The 17,473-nt window shown below is 66.8% G+C and carries 14 protein-coding genes; 10 read left to right on the forward strand and 4 right to left on the reverse strand.

Annotation, left to right across the window (positions count from 1 at the left end):
- Positions 1 to 87 precede the first annotated feature (87 nt).
- Positions 88 to 366, reverse strand: coding sequence for a hypothetical protein (locus SB786_RS06935; RefSeq protein WP_006752033.1), 279 nt, complete (start codon positions 364 to 366; stop codon positions 88 to 90).
- A 258-nt stretch (positions 367 to 624) separates the two neighbouring features.
- Here SB786_RS06935 and ompR point away from each other — a divergent pair, with 258 nt between their 5' ends.
- The 4 genes from ompR to SB786_RS06955 all read left to right on the forward strand — a co-directional run bounded on the left by ompR (position 625) and on the right by SB786_RS06955 (position 4,103).
- Positions 625 to 1,359 carry a two-component system response regulator OmpR gene (gene ompR / locus SB786_RS06940; RefSeq protein ID WP_004192636.1) on the forward strand — a complete coding sequence of 245 codons (735 nt, stop codon included), beginning with the start codon at positions 625 to 627 and terminating at the stop codon, positions 1,357 to 1,359.
- A gap of 40 nt (positions 1,360 to 1,399) precedes the next feature.
- Positions 1,400 to 2,761, forward strand: a complete 1,362-nt coding sequence (locus SB786_RS06945; protein WP_410726879.1) for an ATP-binding protein — start codon at positions 1,400 to 1,402, stop codon at positions 2,759 to 2,761.
- Positions 2,762 to 2,950: 189 nt separating this feature from the next.
- Positions 2,951 to 3,499, forward strand: a complete 549-nt coding sequence (locus tag SB786_RS06950) for a peroxiredoxin (protein ID WP_006478563.1) — start codon at positions 2,951 to 2,953, stop codon at positions 3,497 to 3,499.
- A gap of 76 nt (positions 3,500 to 3,575) precedes the next feature.
- Positions 3,576 to 4,103 carry a carboxymuconolactone decarboxylase family protein gene (locus tag SB786_RS06955; RefSeq protein ID WP_006760961.1) on the forward strand — a complete coding sequence of 176 codons (528 nt, stop codon included), beginning with the start codon at positions 3,576 to 3,578 and terminating at the stop codon, positions 4,101 to 4,103.
- 159 nt (positions 4,104 to 4,262) lie between these two features.
- On the opposite strand, the gene ispF is transcribed toward SB786_RS06955, so the two are convergent.
- Both ispF and ispD read right to left on the reverse strand, forming a co-directional pair.
- Positions 4,263 to 4,745: a 2-C-methyl-D-erythritol 2,4-cyclodiphosphate synthase gene (gene ispF, locus SB786_RS06960; RefSeq protein ID WP_034177682.1), complete on the reverse strand. Its 483-nt coding sequence runs from the start codon at positions 4,743 to 4,745 to the stop codon at positions 4,263 to 4,265.
- Positions 4,746 to 4,774: 29 nt separating this feature from the next.
- A complete protein-coding gene (ispD, locus tag SB786_RS06965; protein WP_410726880.1) occupies positions 4,775 to 5,485 on the reverse strand; it encodes a 2-C-methyl-D-erythritol 4-phosphate cytidylyltransferase in 711 nt (236 codons plus the stop codon).
- A 20-nt stretch (positions 5,486 to 5,505) separates the two neighbouring features.
- On the opposite strand from ispD, the gene mfd reads away from it, so the two are divergent.
- From mfd to SB786_RS06980, 3 genes are all read left to right on the forward strand, one after another.
- The gene (gene mfd, locus SB786_RS06970; protein WP_410726881.1) at positions 5,506 to 9,063 is read left to right on the forward strand and encodes a transcription-repair coupling factor; all 3,558 of its coding nucleotides are present in this window, start codon (positions 5,506 to 5,508) and stop codon (positions 9,061 to 9,063) included.
- A gap of 96 nt (positions 9,064 to 9,159) precedes the next feature.
- Positions 9,160 to 10,380, forward strand: coding sequence for an acetylornithine deacetylase (argE, locus tag SB786_RS06975; protein WP_105834009.1), 1,221 nt, complete (start codon positions 9,160 to 9,162; stop codon positions 10,378 to 10,380).
- A gap of 62 nt (positions 10,381 to 10,442) precedes the next feature.
- Positions 10,443 to 11,462, forward strand: a complete 1,020-nt coding sequence (locus SB786_RS06980) for a threonine/serine dehydratase (protein WP_006760681.1) — start codon at positions 10,443 to 10,445, stop codon at positions 11,460 to 11,462.
- Between the two features lie 228 nt (positions 11,463 to 11,690).
- Here the strand turns inward: SB786_RS06980 and SB786_RS06985 are convergent, their stop codons facing one another.
- A complete protein-coding gene (locus SB786_RS06985; protein ID WP_410726882.1) occupies positions 11,691 to 14,210 on the reverse strand; it encodes a penicillin-binding protein 1A in 2,520 nt (839 codons plus the stop codon).
- Positions 14,211 to 14,647: 437 nt separating this feature from the next.
- Here SB786_RS06985 and SB786_RS06990 point away from each other — a divergent pair, with 437 nt between their 5' ends.
- The 3 genes from SB786_RS06990 to mscL all read left to right on the forward strand — a co-directional run bounded on the left by SB786_RS06990 (position 14,648) and on the right by mscL (position 17,273).
- On the forward strand, positions 14,648 to 15,328 hold the full coding sequence (locus SB786_RS06990; protein ID WP_006752024.1) for a PspA/IM30 family protein: 681 nt from the start codon (positions 14,648 to 14,650) through the stop codon (positions 15,326 to 15,328).
- Between the two features lie 77 nt (positions 15,329 to 15,405).
- Positions 15,406 to 16,599 carry a tetratricopeptide repeat protein gene (locus SB786_RS06995; RefSeq protein WP_410726883.1) on the forward strand — a complete coding sequence of 398 codons (1,194 nt, stop codon included), beginning with the start codon at positions 15,406 to 15,408 and terminating at the stop codon, positions 16,597 to 16,599.
- A 242-nt stretch (positions 16,600 to 16,841) separates the two neighbouring features.
- Complete coding sequence (gene mscL, locus SB786_RS07000; RefSeq protein WP_006760677.1) at positions 16,842 to 17,273, forward strand: large conductance mechanosensitive channel protein MscL; 432 nt, start codon at positions 16,842 to 16,844, stop codon at positions 17,271 to 17,273.
- Positions 17,274 to 17,473 lie beyond the last annotated feature (200 nt).

Genomic DNA, 17,473 nt, shown 5'->3' on the forward strand with positions numbered 1-17,473 from the left:
GATGCAGGTTCAACGGCAGCACGCATGCGAAAGTTGACGGGAAAATTGCTACGGAATCTTTCGCCGTCGTGCGACGACGCGTGCGTGTCAGCGCTTGTACAGCTCGCGAACGGCATCTTCGATGTGCTGGCGCAGCAGGTGGCGCTCCTCGGGCGTCATGTGCCCGTCGCGGCGGTGCTGTTCGAGATCGGGAGGCACGGCGGACCGGACCGCCGTGTCGGCGGCGCGGTCGGACTGCGGCGCCTTGCCGCGCTGCAGCTTGCGCGACGATGCGCCCGGCTCGGGGCGCTGCGCATACGCGAAGTTCGACGCATATGGACCGGCAAGTGCGATCGTCAGCATCAGTGCAATCCGCGCAGATCGCATGACCGTCCTCGCTTCTCTGGTCGATTTGTTCGCTTCGTCACGCGGCAACCGGTTACCTCTGGTACTTGAAAAACCCTGCGAAATTCGGGTGTACAAAGATGAAAGATGGAGTGCAGGGGAGTATCTACCGAATTTCGGCTTCGAGTAAAGGAATCTCTATAGCCTGCCTTTACTCCGCGCGACACTACGGGTAAATTTTGTAACGGACTGTAACGCGCGAAAATACGCGACCGTGCGAGATTTCCCATTCGCGATAAGATGCCGCTCATGGAAACGAAAAACCCCTCCAAGATTCTCGTCGTCGACGACGACCCGCGCCTGCGCGATCTGCTGCGCCGATATCTCGGCGAGCAAGGTTTCAACGTATACGTCGCGGAGAACGCGACTGCGATGAACAAGCTCTGGGTGCGCGAGCGCTTCGACCTGCTCGTGCTCGACCTGATGCTGCCGGGCGAGGACGGCCTGTCGATCTGCCGCCGCCTGCGCGGCAGCAACGATCGCACGCCGATCATCATGCTCACCGCGAAGGGCGAGGATGTCGATCGCATCGTCGGCCTCGAGATGGGCGCCGACGACTACCTGCCGAAGCCGTTCAACCCGCGCGAACTGGTCGCGCGCATTCATGCGGTGCTGCGCCGCCAGGCGCCGGCCGAACTGCCGGGCGCGCCGTCTGAAACCACCGAGGTGTTCGAGTTCGGCGAGTTCTCGCTGAACCTCGCGACGCGCACGCTGACCAAGTCGGGCCAGGAAATTCCGCTGACGACCGGCGAATTCTCGGTGCTGAAGGTGTTCGCGCGCCATCCGCGCCAGCCGCTGTCGCGCGAGAAGCTGATGGAGCTCGCGCGCGGCCGTGAATACGAAGTGTTCGACCGCAGCCTCGACGTCCAGATCTCGCGCCTGCGCAAACTGATCGAACCGGATCCGGGCAGCCCGCGTTTCATCCAGACCGTCTGGGGCCTCGGCTACGTGTTCATTCCGGACGGCGCCGCCTGATCTTTTTCCTTTCCGGTTTCGCCTGTCCTCGGCCCGTCCCATGCGTATCGACCGGCGCCTCCTGCAGCTCGCGTTCGGCGGGCTGTTCTGGCGCACCTTCCTGCTGATCGCGCTGCTGATCTCGGTCAGTCTCGCCGCGTGGTTCCAGAGCTTTCGCGTGATCGAGCGGGAGCCGCGCGCGCAGCGCGTCGCGCTGCAGCTCGTCGCAATCGTAAAGCTCACGCGCACCGCCCTGCTCTATTCCGATCCCGATTTGCGGCGCGCGCTGCTGCAGGATCTCGAGAGCAACGAGGGCGTGCGGGTCTACCCGCGTGAAAAAACCGACAAGTTCAAGCTGCAGCCCGACGAATCGCTGAACCGCCTGATCGAACACGATATCCGCAGCCGGCTCGGCGACGAGACCGTGATCGCGCAGTCGGTCAACGACATTCCCGGCGTGTGGATCAGCTTCAAGATCGACGACGACGACTACTGGGTCGCGCTCGACCGCGATCAGCTCGACAGCGTCACGGGCCTGCAGTGGGCGGGCTGGGGCCTGTTCGCGCTCGCGCTGTCGCTGTTCGGCTCCGCGTTCATCACGAGCCTCGTGAACCGGCCGTTCTCTCGGCTCGCGCTCGCCGCGCGCCAGATCGGCTCCGGCCAGACACCCGAGCTGCTGCCCGAGCGCGGGATGGGCGTCGCGGCCGAGACCAACCGCAGCTTCAACCAGATGGTGCGCGACCTCGAACAGCTCGAGGCCGATCGCGCGCTGATGCTCGCGGGCATCTCGCACGACCTGCGCACGCCGCTCGCGCGGCTGCGGCTCGAGACCGAGATGAGTCCGTCCGACCAGGCGACCAAGGATGCGATGGTCGACGACATCGAGCAGATGGACCGCATCATCGCGGCCTTCATCGACTACGCGCGTCCGTCCCAGCGCAAGCCGGAGCCGGTCGACCTGTCGTCGATCGCGCACGAAGTCGCCGCGCGCGTGTCGGGCGAGGACGGCGTCGAGATCCGCACGCGGCTCGCGCCGAGCGCCGTGATCGAAGCCGACGAGACCGACATGCGCCGCGTGATCGGCAACCTCGTCGAAAACGCGCGCAAATACGGCCAGAGCCGGCAGGACGGCGTGTCGCGCATCACGCTCGAGACGCGCGTGACGCACGCACGGGTCGAGCTGTCGGTGAGCGATGAAGGCCCCGGCATCCCCGAGGACCAGCTGCCGCTCGTGATGCGGCCGTTCTACCGCGTCGACACCGCGCGCACCAAGGCGGACGGCACGGGGCTCGGAATGGCGATCGTGCTGCGGCTCGTCAGCCGTTATCGCGGCGCGCTGCGCCTGCGCAACCGCAACCCCGACGCGGGCCTCGAAGTCACGCTCGAATTCCCCGGCGCCGGCAAGGCGCGTGCGACCGCGTGACACGCACGCGCACGCCGCTTGCGCGTCACACTATCGACGCGGTTGACAAAAGCTATGAAGGTTGTTAGTTAAAATCTATTGAAGCGTCTTGCTAATAGTGTTATAGTCTTCCCCATGCTGTCACATCATCGTTGCAGCACCGAGGTAGCTTGACTCAGTCTTCTTCCCAACTCACACAGGAGTATCCGCATGAAAACCGTGGGCGATAAACTCGAAGCATTCACCGTCGTAGCCGCGAAGCCGGGCTTCAACAATCATGAGGAAAACGGCCAGTCGGCGTTCGAGACCGTCACCGAAGCGTCGTTCCCGGGCAAGTGGAAGATCATCTACTTCTATCCGAAGGACTTCACGTTCGTGTGCCCGACGGAAATCGTCGAGTTCGCGAAGCTGACGAAGCAGTTCGAAGAGCGCGACGCCGTCCTGCTCGGCGGCAGCTCGGACAACGAATTCGTGAAACTCGCATGGCGCCGTGAACACAAGGACCTCGACAAGCTGAACCACTACTCGTTCGGCGACGTCAAGGGCGAGCTGATCGACCAGCTCGGCGTGCGCGACAAGGAAGCCGGCGTGGCCCTGCGCGCGACGTTCATCGTCGATCCGGACAACACGATCCAGCACGTTTCGGTGAACAACCTGAACGTCGGCCGTAGCCCGGAAGAAGTCCTGCGCATTCTGGACGGCCTGCAAACGGACGAACTGTGCCCGTGCAACCGTGCGGTCGGCGGCGCAACGCTGTAAGCGCATCGATGCACGAAGCCCGCGGCGCACGTCCTGCCTGCGGGCTTTTTTAACGGCCAACCCATAGGAGATATCAATGGAATTCATCGACTCGATTAAGGCGCGTATCCCCGACTACGCGAAGGACATTCGCCTGAACCTTGACGGCACGATCTCGCGCTCGTCGCTCGAAGGCAACGATGCAGTCGGCGTTGCGCTGGCGGCGGCGGTCGCGGCGAAGAGCACCGTGCTCGTGAAGACGATCCGCGAAGCCGGCGTGCTGTCGCCCGAAGAAACGAACGCCGTGCTGACGGCGGCCGCGCTGATGGGGATGAACAACACCTGGTATCCGTATGTCGAGATGGCCGACGACGCCGACCTGAAGACGCAGCGCGCCGAGCTGCGGATGGGCGCGTATGCGTCGCACGGCGGCGTCGACAAGCGCCGGTTCGAGATGTACGCGCTCGCCGCGTCGATCGTCGGCAAGTGCCACTTCTGCGTGAAGTCGCACTATGCGCTGCTGAAGAACGAGCAAGGGATGACGACGACGCAGCTGCGTGACGTCGGCCGCATCGCGTCGGTGATCAACGCCGCCGCGCAGGTGATCGCCGCCGAAGGCGCGTAAGCGCACCGCGCGGCCGACAGCGCGGCGCGGCGGCCATCCGACGCCGCGTCCGCCGCACCGGGCCGGAAACGAAAATGCCACGCAAGCGCGTGGCATTTTTCATTGCGGCGGCGCAACCTGCGCGCCGCTTCGGGCCGGCGTCAAACCGGCATCAGGCGCTCACGCGCCCTTCACCAGCAACGCGGCGGCCTGCGCCTCGATGCCCTCGCCGCGGCCGAGGTAGCCGAGCTTCTCGTTGGTCTTCGCCTTCACGTTCACACGCTCGAGCGGCAGCCCGAGATCGGCCGCGAGGTTCGCGCGCATCCCGTCGATATGCGGCGCGAGCTTCGGCGCCTGCGCGATCACGGTGCTGTCGACGTTCTGGATCGTGAAGCCGGCGGCCTTCACGCGGGCGACGCACTCGCGCAGCAGCACGCGGCTGTCCGCCCCCTTGAACGCGGCGTCGGTGTCGGAGAAATGGCGGCCGATGTCGCCGAGCGCCGCCGCGCCGAACAGCGCGTCGGTGATCGCGTGCAGCAGCACGTCCGCGTCCGAATGGCCGAGCAGGCCGCGCTCGTACGGAATCGTCACGCCGCCGATGATGAGCGGGCGCCCCGGGACGAGCTGGTGCACGTCGTAGCCTTGTCCGATTCTGAAATCCATGCGTATTCCGGTTTGAGATGAGGTGAAAGTCAGGAAGCGTTCGTGGAACGCGCGAGGATCGCTTCGGCGAGCGCGAAATCTTCCGGGTACGTGACCTTGAAGTTGCGCAGGCTGCCCTGCACGACGCGCGGGGTATGACCGGCCCATTCGATCGCGCTGGCCTCGTCGGTCAGGTCGTGCCCTTCCCGCTGCGCGCGCAGGATCGCGTCGCGCAGCATGCCGATGCGGAACATCTGCGGCGTCTGCGCCTGCCACAGCGCGTCGCGCGACTCGGTGCGGGCGATCGCGTCGCCGCCGGCCGGCACGCGCTTGAGCGTATCGGCCACCGGCAGCGCGACGATCCCGCCGACCGGATCGTCCTTCAGCGCCGCGACCAGCGTGCGGATCAGCTCCGGCGTGATGCCGGGGCGCGCGGCGTCGTGCACGAGCACCCAGTCCTGGTCGGTCGCGCCGAATTCGCCCAGCTCCAGCAGCCCGTTGAGCACCGACGCCTGCCGCGAGCCGCCGCCGCAGCGGCGCACCGCGAAGCGCAGGCCCGCGAAGCGGCGCGCGTCGAAGTGCGTGTCGTCGGGCGCGAGGACGACGAGCGTCTGCGCGAATTCGCTGCACGCGTCGAACGCGGCGAGCGTGTAATGCAGGAGCGCGCGGCCGGCCAGCGTGCGGTATTGCTTCGGCACGGCCGAACCGGAGCGGCTGCCCGTGCCGGCGCAAGGAATCAGGGCGAAAAGTCGGGGAGTCACGAAGTGGAAACGCCGGAAAGATGAAATCGAGAAGCGGATTTTATAATAGGTCTTTCGTCTCGACCGGCGCACCGCGCCGCGCCGTGCCCGCCACCCCTGCCGTCCCTATGCCAGACAACGCTTCCATCCCGTTCGCCTCGCCCGTCGCCCGCGTCAAACCGGGCCAGCGGTTCGCCTTCGACGGCACGCACGGCTCCGCCGACGCACTCGCCATCGCCCGCTATCTCGCCGAGAACCGCGCCGCGGTCCCGCTCCTTGCGGTGATCTGCGCGAACGCAGTCGACGCGCAGCGGCTGTCGCAGGAACTCCGCTACTTCTCGCCCGACGCGCGCGTGCGCCTGCTGCCGGACTGGGAAACGCTGCCGTACGACACGTTCTCGCCGCACCAGGATCTCGTCTCCGAGCGCCTCGCGACGCTGCACGACCTCGGCGAGGGCCGCTGCGACATCCTGCTGGTGCCCGCGACCACCGCGCTGTACCGGATGCCGCCCGCGTCGTTCATGGCCGCGTACACCTTCGCGTTCGCGCAGGGCGAGCGGCTCGACGAGGCGAAGCTGAAGGCGCAGCTCACGCTGGCCGGCTACGAACACGTGAGCCAGGTCGTGCGGCCCGGCGAATACTGCGTGCGCGGCTCGCTGATCGACCTGTATCCAATGGGCTCGCCGCTGCCGTACCGGATCGACCTGTTCGACGACCAGGTCGACTCGATCCGCGCGTTCGATCCCGATACGCAGCGCAGCCTCTACCCGGTTCGCGACGTGCGCCTGTTGCCCGGCCGCGAGTTTCCGTTCGACGAAGCCGCGCGCACGGCCTTTCGCAGCCGCTGGCGCGAGACCTTCGAAGGCGACCCGAGCCGCGCGCCCATCTACAAGGACATCGGCAACGGCGTGCCGTCGGCCGGCATCGAGTACTACCTGCCGCTGTTCTTCGACGAGACGGCCACGCTGTTCCACTACCTGCCACAGGACGCGCACCTCGTGTTCACCGGCGATCTCGAGGCGTCGATCCGCCGCTTCACGGCCGATACGAAGCAGCGCCACGCGTTCCTCGCGCACGACCGGGAACGGCCGATCCTCGAGCCGCAGCGCCTGTTCCTGTCCGATGAGGATTTCTTCGCGTTCGCGAAGCCGTTCGCGCGCGTCGTGCTGCCCGCGCAGCCGGCCGGCGGCTGGGCGACGGGCCTGCCCGAGCTCACGGTCGATCGCCATGCCGACGATCCGCTCGCCGCGCTGCGCACGTTCGTCGAATCGTCGGGCAAGCGCGTGCTGCTGACGGTCGAATCGGCCGGCCGCCGCGAAACGATCCTGCAACTGCTCGCGGAGCATCACCTGCGCCCCGCGTCGAACGACCACTTCGCGGGCTGGCTCGAAAGCGATGCGCCGTTCGCGCTCGGTGTCGCGCCGCTCGCGAGCGGCTTCGCGGTGCCGAGCGAAGGCTACGCAATCGTCACCGAAACCGAGCTGTACGGCGCGCTCGGCCGGCGCGCGGGCCGGCGCCGCCAGGAACAGGCGAGCAACGTCGACGCGATGGTGCGCGACCTGTCGGAGCTGAAGGTCGGCGACCCGGTCGTCCATGCGCAGCACGGCATCGGCCGCTACATGGGCCTCGTGTCGATGGATCTCGGCGAAGGCGAGACCGAATTCCTGCACCTCGAATACGCGGGCGACAGCAAGCTCTACGTGCCGGTCGCGCAATTGCACGTGATCTCGCGCTACAGCGGCGCCGATCCCGACAGCGCACCGCTGCACGCGCTCGGCTCGGGCCAGTGGGAGCGGGCGAAGCGCAAGGCCGCGCAGCAGATTCGCGACACGGCGGCCGAGCTGCTGAACCTGTACGCGCGCCGCGCGGCCCGCGAGGGTCATGCGTTCGCGCTCGACCCGCGCGACTACGTGAAGTTCGCGGAGAGCTTCGGCTTCGAGGAAACGCCCGACCAGGCCGCGGCCATCGCGGCCGTGATCGGCGACATGACGAGCGGCAAACCGATGGACCGCCTCGTGTGCGGCGATGTCGGCTTCGGCAAGACCGAGGTCGCGCTGCGCGCCGCGTTCATCGCGGTGATGGGCGGCAAGCAGGTCGCGCTGCTGTCGCCGACCACGCTGCTCGCCGAGCAGCACACGCAGACCTTCGTCGACCGCTTCGCGGACTGGCCGGTGCGCATCGTCGAGCTGTCGCGCTTCAAGACCACGAAGGAAGTGAATGCGGCGATCGCTCAGATCAACGAAGGCACGGTCGACATCGTGATCGGCACGCACAAGCTGCTGTCGTCGGACGTGCAGTTCAAGCGCCTCGGCCTCGTGATCATCGACGAGGAACACCGCTTCGGCGTGCGCCAGAAGGAAGCGCTGAAAGCGCTGCGCGCGGAAGTCGACGTGCTGACGCTGACCGCCACGCCGATCCCGCGTACGCTCGGGATGGCCCTCGAGGGGCTGCGCGACTTCTCGGTGATCGCGACCGCGCCGCAGAAGCGGCTCGCGATCAAGACCTTCGTGCGCCGCGAGGACGAAAGCGTGATGCGCGAGGCGATGCTGCGCGAGCTGAAACGCGGCGGCCAGGTGTACTTCCTGCACAACGAGGTCGAGACGATCGAGAACCGCAGGGCGATGCTCGAGGCGCTCGTGCCCGAAGCGCGCATCGTGATCGCGCACGGCCAGATGCACGAGCGCGAACTCGAACGCGTGATGCGCGATTTCGTCGCGCAGCGCGCGAACGTGCTGCTGTGCACGACCATCATCGAGACCGGCATCGACGTGCCGAGCGCGAACACGATCATCATGCACCGCGCGGACAAGTTCGGCCTCGCGCAGCTTCACCAGCTGCGCGGCCGCGTCGGCCGTTCGCACCACCAGGCGTATGCGTACCTGCTGGTCCACGATCCGCAGTCGCTGACCAAGCAGGCACAGCGCCGGCTCGAGGCGATCCAGCAGATGGAGGAACTCGGTTCGGGCTTCTATCTCGCAATGCACGACCTCGAGATCCGCGGCACCGGCGAGGTGCTCGGCGACAAGCAGTCGGGCGAGATCCACGAGATCGGCTTCCAGCTGTATACCGACATGCTGAACGACGCGGTGAAGGCGCTGAAGAACGGCAAGGAGCCCGACCTCACCGCACCGCTCGCCGCGACGACGGAAATCAACCTGCATGCGCCCGCGATCCTGCCGGCCGACTACTGCGCGGACGTGCAGGAGCGGCTGTCGCTGTACAAGCGTCTCGCGAACTGCGAGCACGGCGACGCGATCGACGGCATCCAGGAAGAGCTGATCGACCGCTTCGGCAAGCTGCCGCCGCAGGCGCACGCGCTCGTCGAGACGCACCGGCTGCGGCTGGCCGCGAAACCGCTCGGCATCATCAAGATCGACGCGAGCGAGGCCGCGATCGGGCTGCAGTTCGAGCCGAACCCGCCGATCGATCCGATGCGTATCATCGAAATGGTGCAGAAGCACCGGCACATCAAGCTCGCGGGCCAGGACAAGCTGCGCATCGAGACGCGCTCGCCCGATCTCGCGATCCGCGTGTCGACGATCAAGGAAACGCTGCGCGCGCTCGCGCCGCGCGCCGGCGCCGCGAGCGCGGCACGCTGACGGCGCGGCCGCGATGCTGCACCGCATCGCGGCCGGCGAAGGCGGGCCGACGCGTTTTTGAGTATGATTTTCCCATTCCTCAGACGGAGTTTTGCCATGTCCACTCTCGACGCGACGGCGCCGTCCGCCGCCGACCAAGGCGACGCTTCGCTCGTCAGCCTGCCCTGGATCAAGCAGCTGGTGTCGATGGACACGACGAGCCGCGTGCCGAACCTCGGCCTGATCGAAGCGGTGCGCGACGCGCTTGCCGCGAAGGGCATCGTGTCGACGCTCACGCACGATCCGCGCGAAGGCTGGGCCAACCTGTTCGCGACCGTGCCCGCGCACGACGGCTCGACCGACGGCGGCATCGTGCTGTCGGGGCACACCGACGTCGTGCCGGTCGACGGCCAGCAGTGGGACAGCAACCCGTTCGCGCCGGAAATCCGCGATGGCCGCCTGTACGGCCGCGGCACCTGCGACATGAAGGGTTTCATCGGCACGGCGCTCGCGCTGCTGCCCGAGATGCAGGCGACGAAGCTCGCGAAACCGATTCATTTCGCGCTGTCCTACGACGAGGAAATCGGCTGCGCGGGCGCACCGCTGCTGATCGCCGATCTCGTCAAGCGCGGCGTGAAGCCGTCCGGCTGCATCGTCGGCGAGCCGACCAGCATGCGGCCGATCATCGCGCACAAGGGCATCAACGCGTACCGCTGCTGCGTGCGCGGTCACGCCGCGCACTCGTCGCTGACGCCGAAGGGCCTGAACGCGATCGAATACGCCGCGCGCCTCATCTGCCACATCCGCGACATCGCCGAGCGCTTCCGTGCCGAAGGCCCGTTCGACGAGCTGTACGACGTGCCGTTCACGACCGCGCAGACGAGCACGATCCAGGGCGGCAACGCGATCAACACGGTGCCGGCCGAATGCCGGTTCGACTTCGAGTTCCGCAACCTGCCGACGCTCGACCCCGAGCAGATCTTCACGCGCATCGAAGCGTATGCACAGGAAACGCTGCTGCCGCAGATGCTGCGCGAACATCCGAACGCGGCGATCGAGTTCTCGAAGATCGCGGCGGCACCCGGCCTCGACGCGACGGAACAGGCCGCGATCACGCAGCTCGTGCGCGCGCTGACGGCCGATCAGGACAAGCGCAAGGTCGCGTACGGCACCGAGGCCGGCCTGTTCGAACGCGCCGGCATCCCGAGCGTCGTGTGCGGTCCCGGCAACATCGAGCAGGCGCACAAGCCGAACGAATATGTCGAGCTCGCGCAGCTCGCCGCCTGCGAGCAGTTCCTGCGCAAGTTCATCCGCAGCATGTCGGTCGACGCACACTGACTGCCCCCCGCCACGCCGGCCTGCGTGTGCGGGCCGGCCCCACTCCCGCCACCCGCCACGTCATGTCGACTGAACAACAGGGCACCGCCCATACGACGATCGACGGCGAGCCGATTCCGACGCTCGACGAAATCGCCGCGCAGCATTTCGCATTGTCGCCGTGGGTCGCGCGCACGCCGGTGTTCGAGCGCGCCGACCTGCCGTCCCTCGAGGGCACGCACGTCAACTTCAAGTTCGAGCTGCTGCAGGCGAGCGGCAGCTTCAAGGCGCGCGGTGCGTTCACGCACCTGCTGGCACTCGACGAAGCGCGCAAGAACGCCGGCGTCACGTGTGTCTCGGCCGGCAATCATGCGGCGGCCGTCGCGTATGCGGCGATGCGGCTCGGCAGCAGTGCGAAGGTCGTGATGTTCCATACCGCGAGCCCGACGCGCATCGCGCAGTGCAAGCAGTACCGCGCGGAAGTCGTGCTGGCCGGCAGCGCGTCGCAGGCGTTCGACCTCGTGCGGCGCATCGAGGCCGAGGAAGGCCGCTTCTTCATCCATCCGTTCAACGGCTATCACACGATTCTCGGCACCGCGACGCTCGGCTACGAATGGGCGACGCAGACGCCCGATCTCGACGCGGTGATCGTGCCGATCGGCGGCGGCGGGCTCGCGGCCGGCATGGCGACCGCGCTGCGGCTCGCGAATCCGCGCGTGCACGTGTACGGCGTCGAGCCGGAAGGCGCCGACGCGATGTGCCGCAGCTTCGCGGCGAATCACACGATCAAGATGAGCGCGATGCAGACGATCGCCGATTCGCTGATGGCGCCGCACACCGAGGAATACAGCTACCAGCTGTGCCGGCGCCACATCGACCGCATCGTCACGGTGTCCGACGACGCGCTGCGCGCGGCGATGCTGTTCCTGTTCTCGCACCTGAAGCTGTCGGTCGAGCCGGCGTGCGCGGCGGCGCTCGCGGCGCTGCTCGGCCCGTTGCGCGAGACCTTGCAGGGCAAGCGGGTCGGCGTGCTGCTGTCGGGCACGAATACCGACCCCGCGACACTCGGCATGCATCTCGCGCACGCGAAACGGCAGCACTGAACCTGCGCATGGCGCCGCGGGTTATCCCCAGTTTATGTTGACAGCCCTGTTGATAACCCGCCGGGCAAACACGCAAGTGGTTGAGCGCGCAGCGTTTTACAAGCGCGAAGCGTGCCGGACGCGAAATAGGCAGATGACGCCGACCACGCACGTGGGCTGACGCACGACGACACGCAACAAAACGGGCGCCCGAAGGCGCCCGTCGCATGCGAAACATCCGCGTATCGCTTACTTGTTCTCGAACATGTCCATGATCTGCTGCTTCTCCTGCTGCGTGACGGGCGGCGGCGCAAGCCCGGCCGCGCCGGCCGAGCCGAGTGCGTCGTTCGCGCTGATCGCGTTCTCGGCCGGGTTGATGTCCACGCTCCCGACGAAGCCGTTGCCCGGCGTGCGGTCGGCGTAGTACAGCTCGCCGTCGACCGTCGTCAGGCCGTCCGGCATCGGCATCTGCTGCTCGGGCACGCCGTTCAGCGCGGTGCGCATGTAGTTCACCCAGATCGGCAGCGCGAGCTGCGCGCCGAATTCGCGGCTGCCAAGGCTCTTCGGCTGGTCGAAGCCCATCCACGCGACCGCGACGAGCGACTGCTGGTAGCCGGCGAACCAGCCGTCCTTCGCCTCGTTCGTCGTACCGGTCTTGCCCTGCAGGTCGCCGCGGCCGAGCGCGTTGGTGCCCGCGCCCGTGCCGGCCGTCGCGACCGTGTGCAGCAGGCTGTTCATCACGTACGCGTTGCGACCTTCGATCGTGCGCGGCGCCGTGCCGCCGGCCACCACCGGCTGTGCCTTCTGCAGCGCCTGCCCGTGCGCGTCATCGACTTCGGCGATCAGGTACGGATCGACCTTGTAGCCGCCGTTCGCGAACACCGCATAGCCGGTCGCGAGCTGCAGCGGCGTCACGAGACCCGCACCGAGCGCCATCGGCAGGTACGGCGGCGTCTTCGCCGGATCGAAGCCGAAGCGCTGCGTCACGTACTGCTGCGCGTACTGCGTGCCGATCGACGCGAGGATCCGGATCGACACGAGGTTCTTCGAACGCTGCAGGCCGGTACGCATCGACATCGGGCCGTCCGGCTGGTCGTCGTCCTTCGGCTCCCACGCGGTGCCGCCCGGCACGCTCGGCGGGAAGTACAGCGGTGCATCGTTGATGATCGTCGCCGGTCCGAGGCCCTTGTCGAGCGAAGCCGAATAAATGAACGGCTTGAACGACGAACCCGGCTGGCGCCACGCCTGCGTCACGTGGTTGAACTTGCTCTTGTTGAAGTCGAAGCCGCCGACCAGCGAACGGATCGCACCGTCCTGCGGCGCGATCGCGACGAGCGCGCCTTCGACCTGCGGCAGCTGCACGACCTGCCAGCCCGTCTTGCCGTCCTTCAGCACGCGCACGATCGAACCGGGCTTGATCCGCAGCGTGGCGTTCGCGCGCTGATTCAGCGCGGCCGACACGAAGCGCAGCCCGGCCGGGCCGATCGTCGTCGTCGCGCCGCCGACGAACTGCACCTCGACCGCATTCGGCGACGCCGCCAGCACCACCGCCGATTGCAAATCTCCGTTGTCCGGATGATCGGCGAGCGCATCGTCGATCGCCTCGTCGCGCTCGTCGCCGGCCGCCGGCAGGTTGATCGAGCCTTCCGGCCCGCGATAGCCGTGGCGGCGCTCGTAATCGAGAATGCCGCGGCGCACGGCCTGGTACGCCGCTTCCTGGTCGGCCGAGTTGATCGTCGTCGTGACGGTCAGCCCGCGCGTATAGGTTTCGTCCTTGTACTGCTGGTACATCATCTGCCGCACCATCTCGGACACGTATTCGCCGTGCACCGCATACTGGTTGCCCGGCGTGCGCACGCGGATGTCCTCCTTCACCGCCTGGTCGTACTGCGGCTGCGTGATGTAGCCGATCTCGAGCATGCGCTTCAGGATGTATTCCTGACGCACCTTCGCGCGCTTCGGGTTGACGACCGGGTTGTACGCGGACGGCGCCTTCGGCAGCCCCGCGAGCATCGCCGCTTCCGCGAGCGTGATGTCCTTCAGGTCCTTGCCGAAATACACGCGCGCGGCGGCCGCGAAGCCGTACGAGCGCTGGCCCAGGTAGATCTGGTTCATGTACAGCTCGAGGATCTGGTCCTTCGTCAGCGCCTTCTCGATCTTGTACGCGAGCAGCATCTCGTAGATCTTGCGCGTGTAGGTCTTCTCGCTCGACAGGAAGAAGTTGCGCGCGACCTGCATCGTGATCGTGCTCGCGCCCTGGCGCGCGCCGCCGTGCATCAGGTCGGCCACGCCCGCGCGCAGGATGCCGAGGAAGTCGACGCCGCCGTGTTCGTAGAAGCGGTAGTCCTCGATCGCGAGCACGGCCTTCTTCATCACGTCGGGAATGTCCTGGAAGCGCACGAGGCTGCGGCGCTCCTCGCCGAACTCGCCGATCAGCACGTGATCGGCGGTGAACACGCGCAACGGCACCTTCGGCTGGTAGTTGGTCAGCGCATCGAGCGACGGCAGTTGCGGCGCCATCACGACGAGTGCGTAGCCGACGATCAGCGCGCCGACGATCGCGAGCGTCGCGAACAGCCCGACGAACCACAGCGCGACGCGCGAGCCGAACGAGCGGCGGCCGCCGCCCCCGCCTCCACGGCGCTGCGTGCGGCGGTCGTCGTCGCCGTTGTCGTCATCGGGGTAATAGGCTCCCGACGGCGAACGGCGCAATGTGTAGTGGGGTTCGTTCCGGTCGGAAGGAGAAGACGGTCGTTTGATAATTGGCATGTCGGAATGGCAGGCGGCGTGGCGCCCTCGGACGCATGCGGAAATGCAAGCGGATGAATCAGAGTGGGTGCATCGTGGCAACTGTCACGTCGACAGACCCCGCCGCGCGGCGATCCGTTCCCGCGACGTGACAGCGCATTTTAATGAAATCGACCGATTGACTTCGCGATTTTTTGTAAAAATTCCCGCACGGCCGTGATTTGCGGAACGTATTGGCCGCATGCTCCGCCTATCATGGACACGCAGCCCGGCGCGTGCCGCAGCGTTGCTTTCAGACGCGAAAGGTTCGAATACGGCACACGCATGGCGCTTGAACGCCGGCGCTTAAGCCGTATTTAAGGAGGCGGCGGTGTAATATCCGCCGGCTCACGCGGGTCGGAACCGATTCGCGACGGGTACTGCCGCTCATGCGGCACCTTTCAACCACGGAGGATTTCATGTCGCTTTTCGACTCTATTTCGCGCACGATCAAAGGCCTGCTGAACGATGCGGCCGACTCGGTACAGGATCCGTCGCGCGACGCACGGCAGATCGTGCGGGAGCTCGACGACAGCATCGGCCGTGCCGAGAATTCGCTGATCGAGATCGAGGCACAAGTCGCGACCCAGCGCAGCAAGCGCGATGCGGCCGACGACAAGGTGAAGAAGTACGAAGACGGCGCGAAGCGCGCGCTGCAGGCCGGCGACGAAGCACTTGCACGCGAGGCCCTCGCCGCGCAGTCGAACGCGGAAGCCGAGCGCGATGCACTCGCGGCCGAGCTGACGACGCTCGAACCGTCGGTCGACAAGCTGAAGGGGCAGATCGCCGACATGCGCCAGCGCCGCAACGATCTGAACTCGCGCTCGAACATCCTGCAGGCGAAGCACGAAATCGCGCAGGCGAAGGACGTCGCGGCAAGCGCGCTCGGCGGCATCGGTGGCAAGAATCTGTCCGAGGACTTCCAGAAGCTCGAGGACAAGGTCGCGCTGCAGAACGCGCGCTCGGATGCGCGCCTGAACTCGGCCGACACGTCGAGCGGCAAGGCGCTCGAGGACAAGCTGGCCGCGTTGAACAAGGGCCCGTCGGTGGAAGACCGCCTCGCCGCGCTGAAGAAGCAGCTCGACACGCCCGCGCAGTAACGGCAACCGCGCCGCGGCCGCCCGGCTCGCGGCGCGCATCGATCGTCAGGAGACGGGCGTTCGCGCCCGGTTCGACCATGAAGAAATCTCTCGCCGCACTCGGCTTCTCGCTGATGCTGCTGTCGTCCGCCGCATTTGCCGTCCCGTCGCTGCAGCAAGTCGAGCAGTCGATCGCACAACGCGACTGGCAGCGCGCCGACTCACAGCTGTCGCAAGTCATCGACGCCCACCCGAACAACGCGCATGCGCGCTACCTGTACGCACAGGTGCTGGACCGCGAAGGCCGCGCGTCGGACGCGCTCGCGCAACTGCAGCAGGCGAAGTCGCTCGATCCGCAACTGCGTTTCACGGATGCGTCGCACTTCGCGCAGACCGAATCGCGGATCCGCGCGGACGCCGCGCGCGTGAGCGGCAACACACCGTCGGCCACGCAGGCCGGCTCGTTGCAGTCGTCGCTCGCGCCGGCCGCGCCGGTCGCGAAACACGGTCCGTCGACCGGCATGTGGATCGGCATCGCGCTGCTCGTCGCGATCATCGCGCTGGTGCTGCGCTGGACGCTGCGGCGCGCTCGCTCGGCCGACGACGGCCGCGCCGACGACGAACGCCGCACGCAATTGAAGCGCGCGACCGACGTGCTGAACGACATTCGTCCGCTGAAACTCGACGCGAAGCTGTCGACGGCGCCCGGCGCCGCCGCGCTCACCGGCGAGCTCGAAGGCATCGAGACCGATGCGCGCACGCTGGTCGAAGCGCTGTCGAACGGCAAGAACCCGGTGCCGCCCTATCGCATCGACGAGCTCGAGCAGCGGCATGCGAGCGTGAAGGCGCGCGTCGAAGGCCGCCCCGATCCGCGCGCGCAGCCCGCGGCGCCGGCGAACGGCAGCGGCTCCGTGTATGCGCAGGAAGCCGATCGCATGACCGGCACGCAAGGGCAGCCGTATCAGCAACAGCCATACCCGCAACAGCCGTATCCCCCGCAACCGTATCCGCAACAGCCGCCGCCCGTCGTGGTCCAGCAAGGCGGTGGTTTCGGCGGCGGGATGGGCGGGCTGCTGACCGGCGTGCTGCTCGGCGAAGCGATGTCGGGCGGCCGCGAGCGCGTGGTCGAACGCGACGTGATCGTCGACGACCAGCGCCGGCGCCAGGAGAACAACGATCCTGGCTTCGACTTCGGTCGCGGCGACAATTCGAACTGGAGCGACGGCAACGGCGGCGGCGGTGGCGTCGATCTCGGCAGCAACGACGACGGCTGGACCGACGACAACACCTGAGCATTCGCACGCGGGCGTCGACGCATCGCGCGACGCCCGCCTCTCACGCCGCGCGTCCTTTCATCGCCACTCGCGCCGGCCGCCGGCAGCCAGATTTGTCAATCATTTCAAGATGGGCTACCGGCAATGGGGCGCGTTCGCTATCATGCGGCCATCGGCGTGCCTCCGATCCCATCCGACGTTTCGCAGCCCTGCGCGTCGCGGCACGCCTTCCCGTCGCCTCAACCAGGAGAAAGCCGCTCATGAGCATAATCAAGGAATTCAAGGAGTTCGCCGTCAAAGGCAATGTGATGGATCTCGCCGTCGGCGTGATCATCGGCGGCGCATTCTCGAAGATCGTCGACTCGGTCGTGAAAGACCTCATCATGCCGGTCATCGGCGTGCTGACCGGCGGTCTGGATTTCTCGAACAAGTTCGTTCTGCTCGGCACCATCCCCCCGACGTTCAAGGGTAATCCCGATTCGTTCAAGGACCTGCAGGCCGCGGGCGTCGCCGCATTCGGCTACGGCTCGTTCATCACCGTGGCGATCAACTTCGTGATCCTCGCTTTCATCATTTTCCTGATGGTGAAATTCATCAACAAGCTGCGCAAGCCGGAAGAAGCCGCGCCGGCCGCGACGCCGGAAGACATCGTGCTGCTGCGCGAGATCCGCGATTCGCTCAAGCAACGCTGAGCACCGCGCCACGCTGCGTCTGCCGGGCCCGCACAATGCGGGCCTTTTTCATGCGTGCGCCGCGCGCCGCCGCGCGAGGCTCATCTCATTTTTTTGTGACGCACGAATGCACGCGCGGGAAAAGCAGGTCTATGATGGAGACTAAACGACAGTACGGGCGCCGAGACGCTGGCTGTGTCGATCATCGTGGCAAGCGGGTC

This window comes from Burkholderia sp. SIMBA_062, from assembly GCF_046534765.1.
In the GTDB taxonomy this organism is placed as follows: domain Bacteria; phylum Pseudomonadota; class Gammaproteobacteria; order Burkholderiales; family Burkholderiaceae; genus Burkholderia; species Burkholderia ambifaria.

Excerpts from the sequence above, each read along its gene's own strand:
- SB786_RS06935 (WP_006752033.1), bottom strand. The coding sequence starts at position 366 with ATGCGATCTGCGCGGATTGCACTGATGCTGACGATCGCACTTGCCGGT.
- ompR (WP_004192636.1), top strand. The coding sequence starts at position 625 with ATGCCGCTCATGGAAACGAAAAACCCCTCCAAGATTCTCGTCGTCGAC.
- SB786_RS06945 (WP_410726879.1), top strand. The coding sequence starts at position 1,400 with ATGCGTATCGACCGGCGCCTCCTGCAGCTCGCGTTCGGCGGGCTGTTC.
- SB786_RS06950 (WP_006478563.1), top strand. The coding sequence starts at position 2,951 with ATGAAAACCGTGGGCGATAAACTCGAAGCATTCACCGTCGTAGCCGCG.
- SB786_RS06955 (WP_006760961.1), top strand. The coding sequence starts at position 3,576 with ATGGAATTCATCGACTCGATTAAGGCGCGTATCCCCGACTACGCGAAG.
- ispF (WP_034177682.1), bottom strand. The coding sequence starts at position 4,745 with ATGGATTTCAGAATCGGACAAGGCTACGACGTGCACCAGCTCGTCCCG.
- mfd (WP_410726881.1), top strand. The coding sequence starts at position 5,506 with ATGAAATCGAGAAGCGGATTTTATAATAGGTCTTTCGTCTCGACCGGC.
- argE (WP_105834009.1), top strand. The coding sequence starts at position 9,160 with ATGTCCACTCTCGACGCGACGGCGCCGTCCGCCGCCGACCAAGGCGAC.
- SB786_RS06980 (WP_006760681.1), top strand. The coding sequence starts at position 10,443 with ATGTCGACTGAACAACAGGGCACCGCCCATACGACGATCGACGGCGAG.
- SB786_RS06985 (WP_410726882.1), bottom strand. The coding sequence starts at position 14,210 with ATGCCAATTATCAAACGACCGTCTTCTCCTTCCGACCGGAACGAACCC.
- SB786_RS06990 (WP_006752024.1), top strand. The coding sequence starts at position 14,648 with ATGTCGCTTTTCGACTCTATTTCGCGCACGATCAAAGGCCTGCTGAAC.
- SB786_RS06995 (WP_410726883.1), top strand. The coding sequence starts at position 15,406 with ATGAAGAAATCTCTCGCCGCACTCGGCTTCTCGCTGATGCTGCTGTCG.
- mscL (WP_006760677.1), top strand. The coding sequence starts at position 16,842 with ATGAGCATAATCAAGGAATTCAAGGAGTTCGCCGTCAAAGGCAATGTG.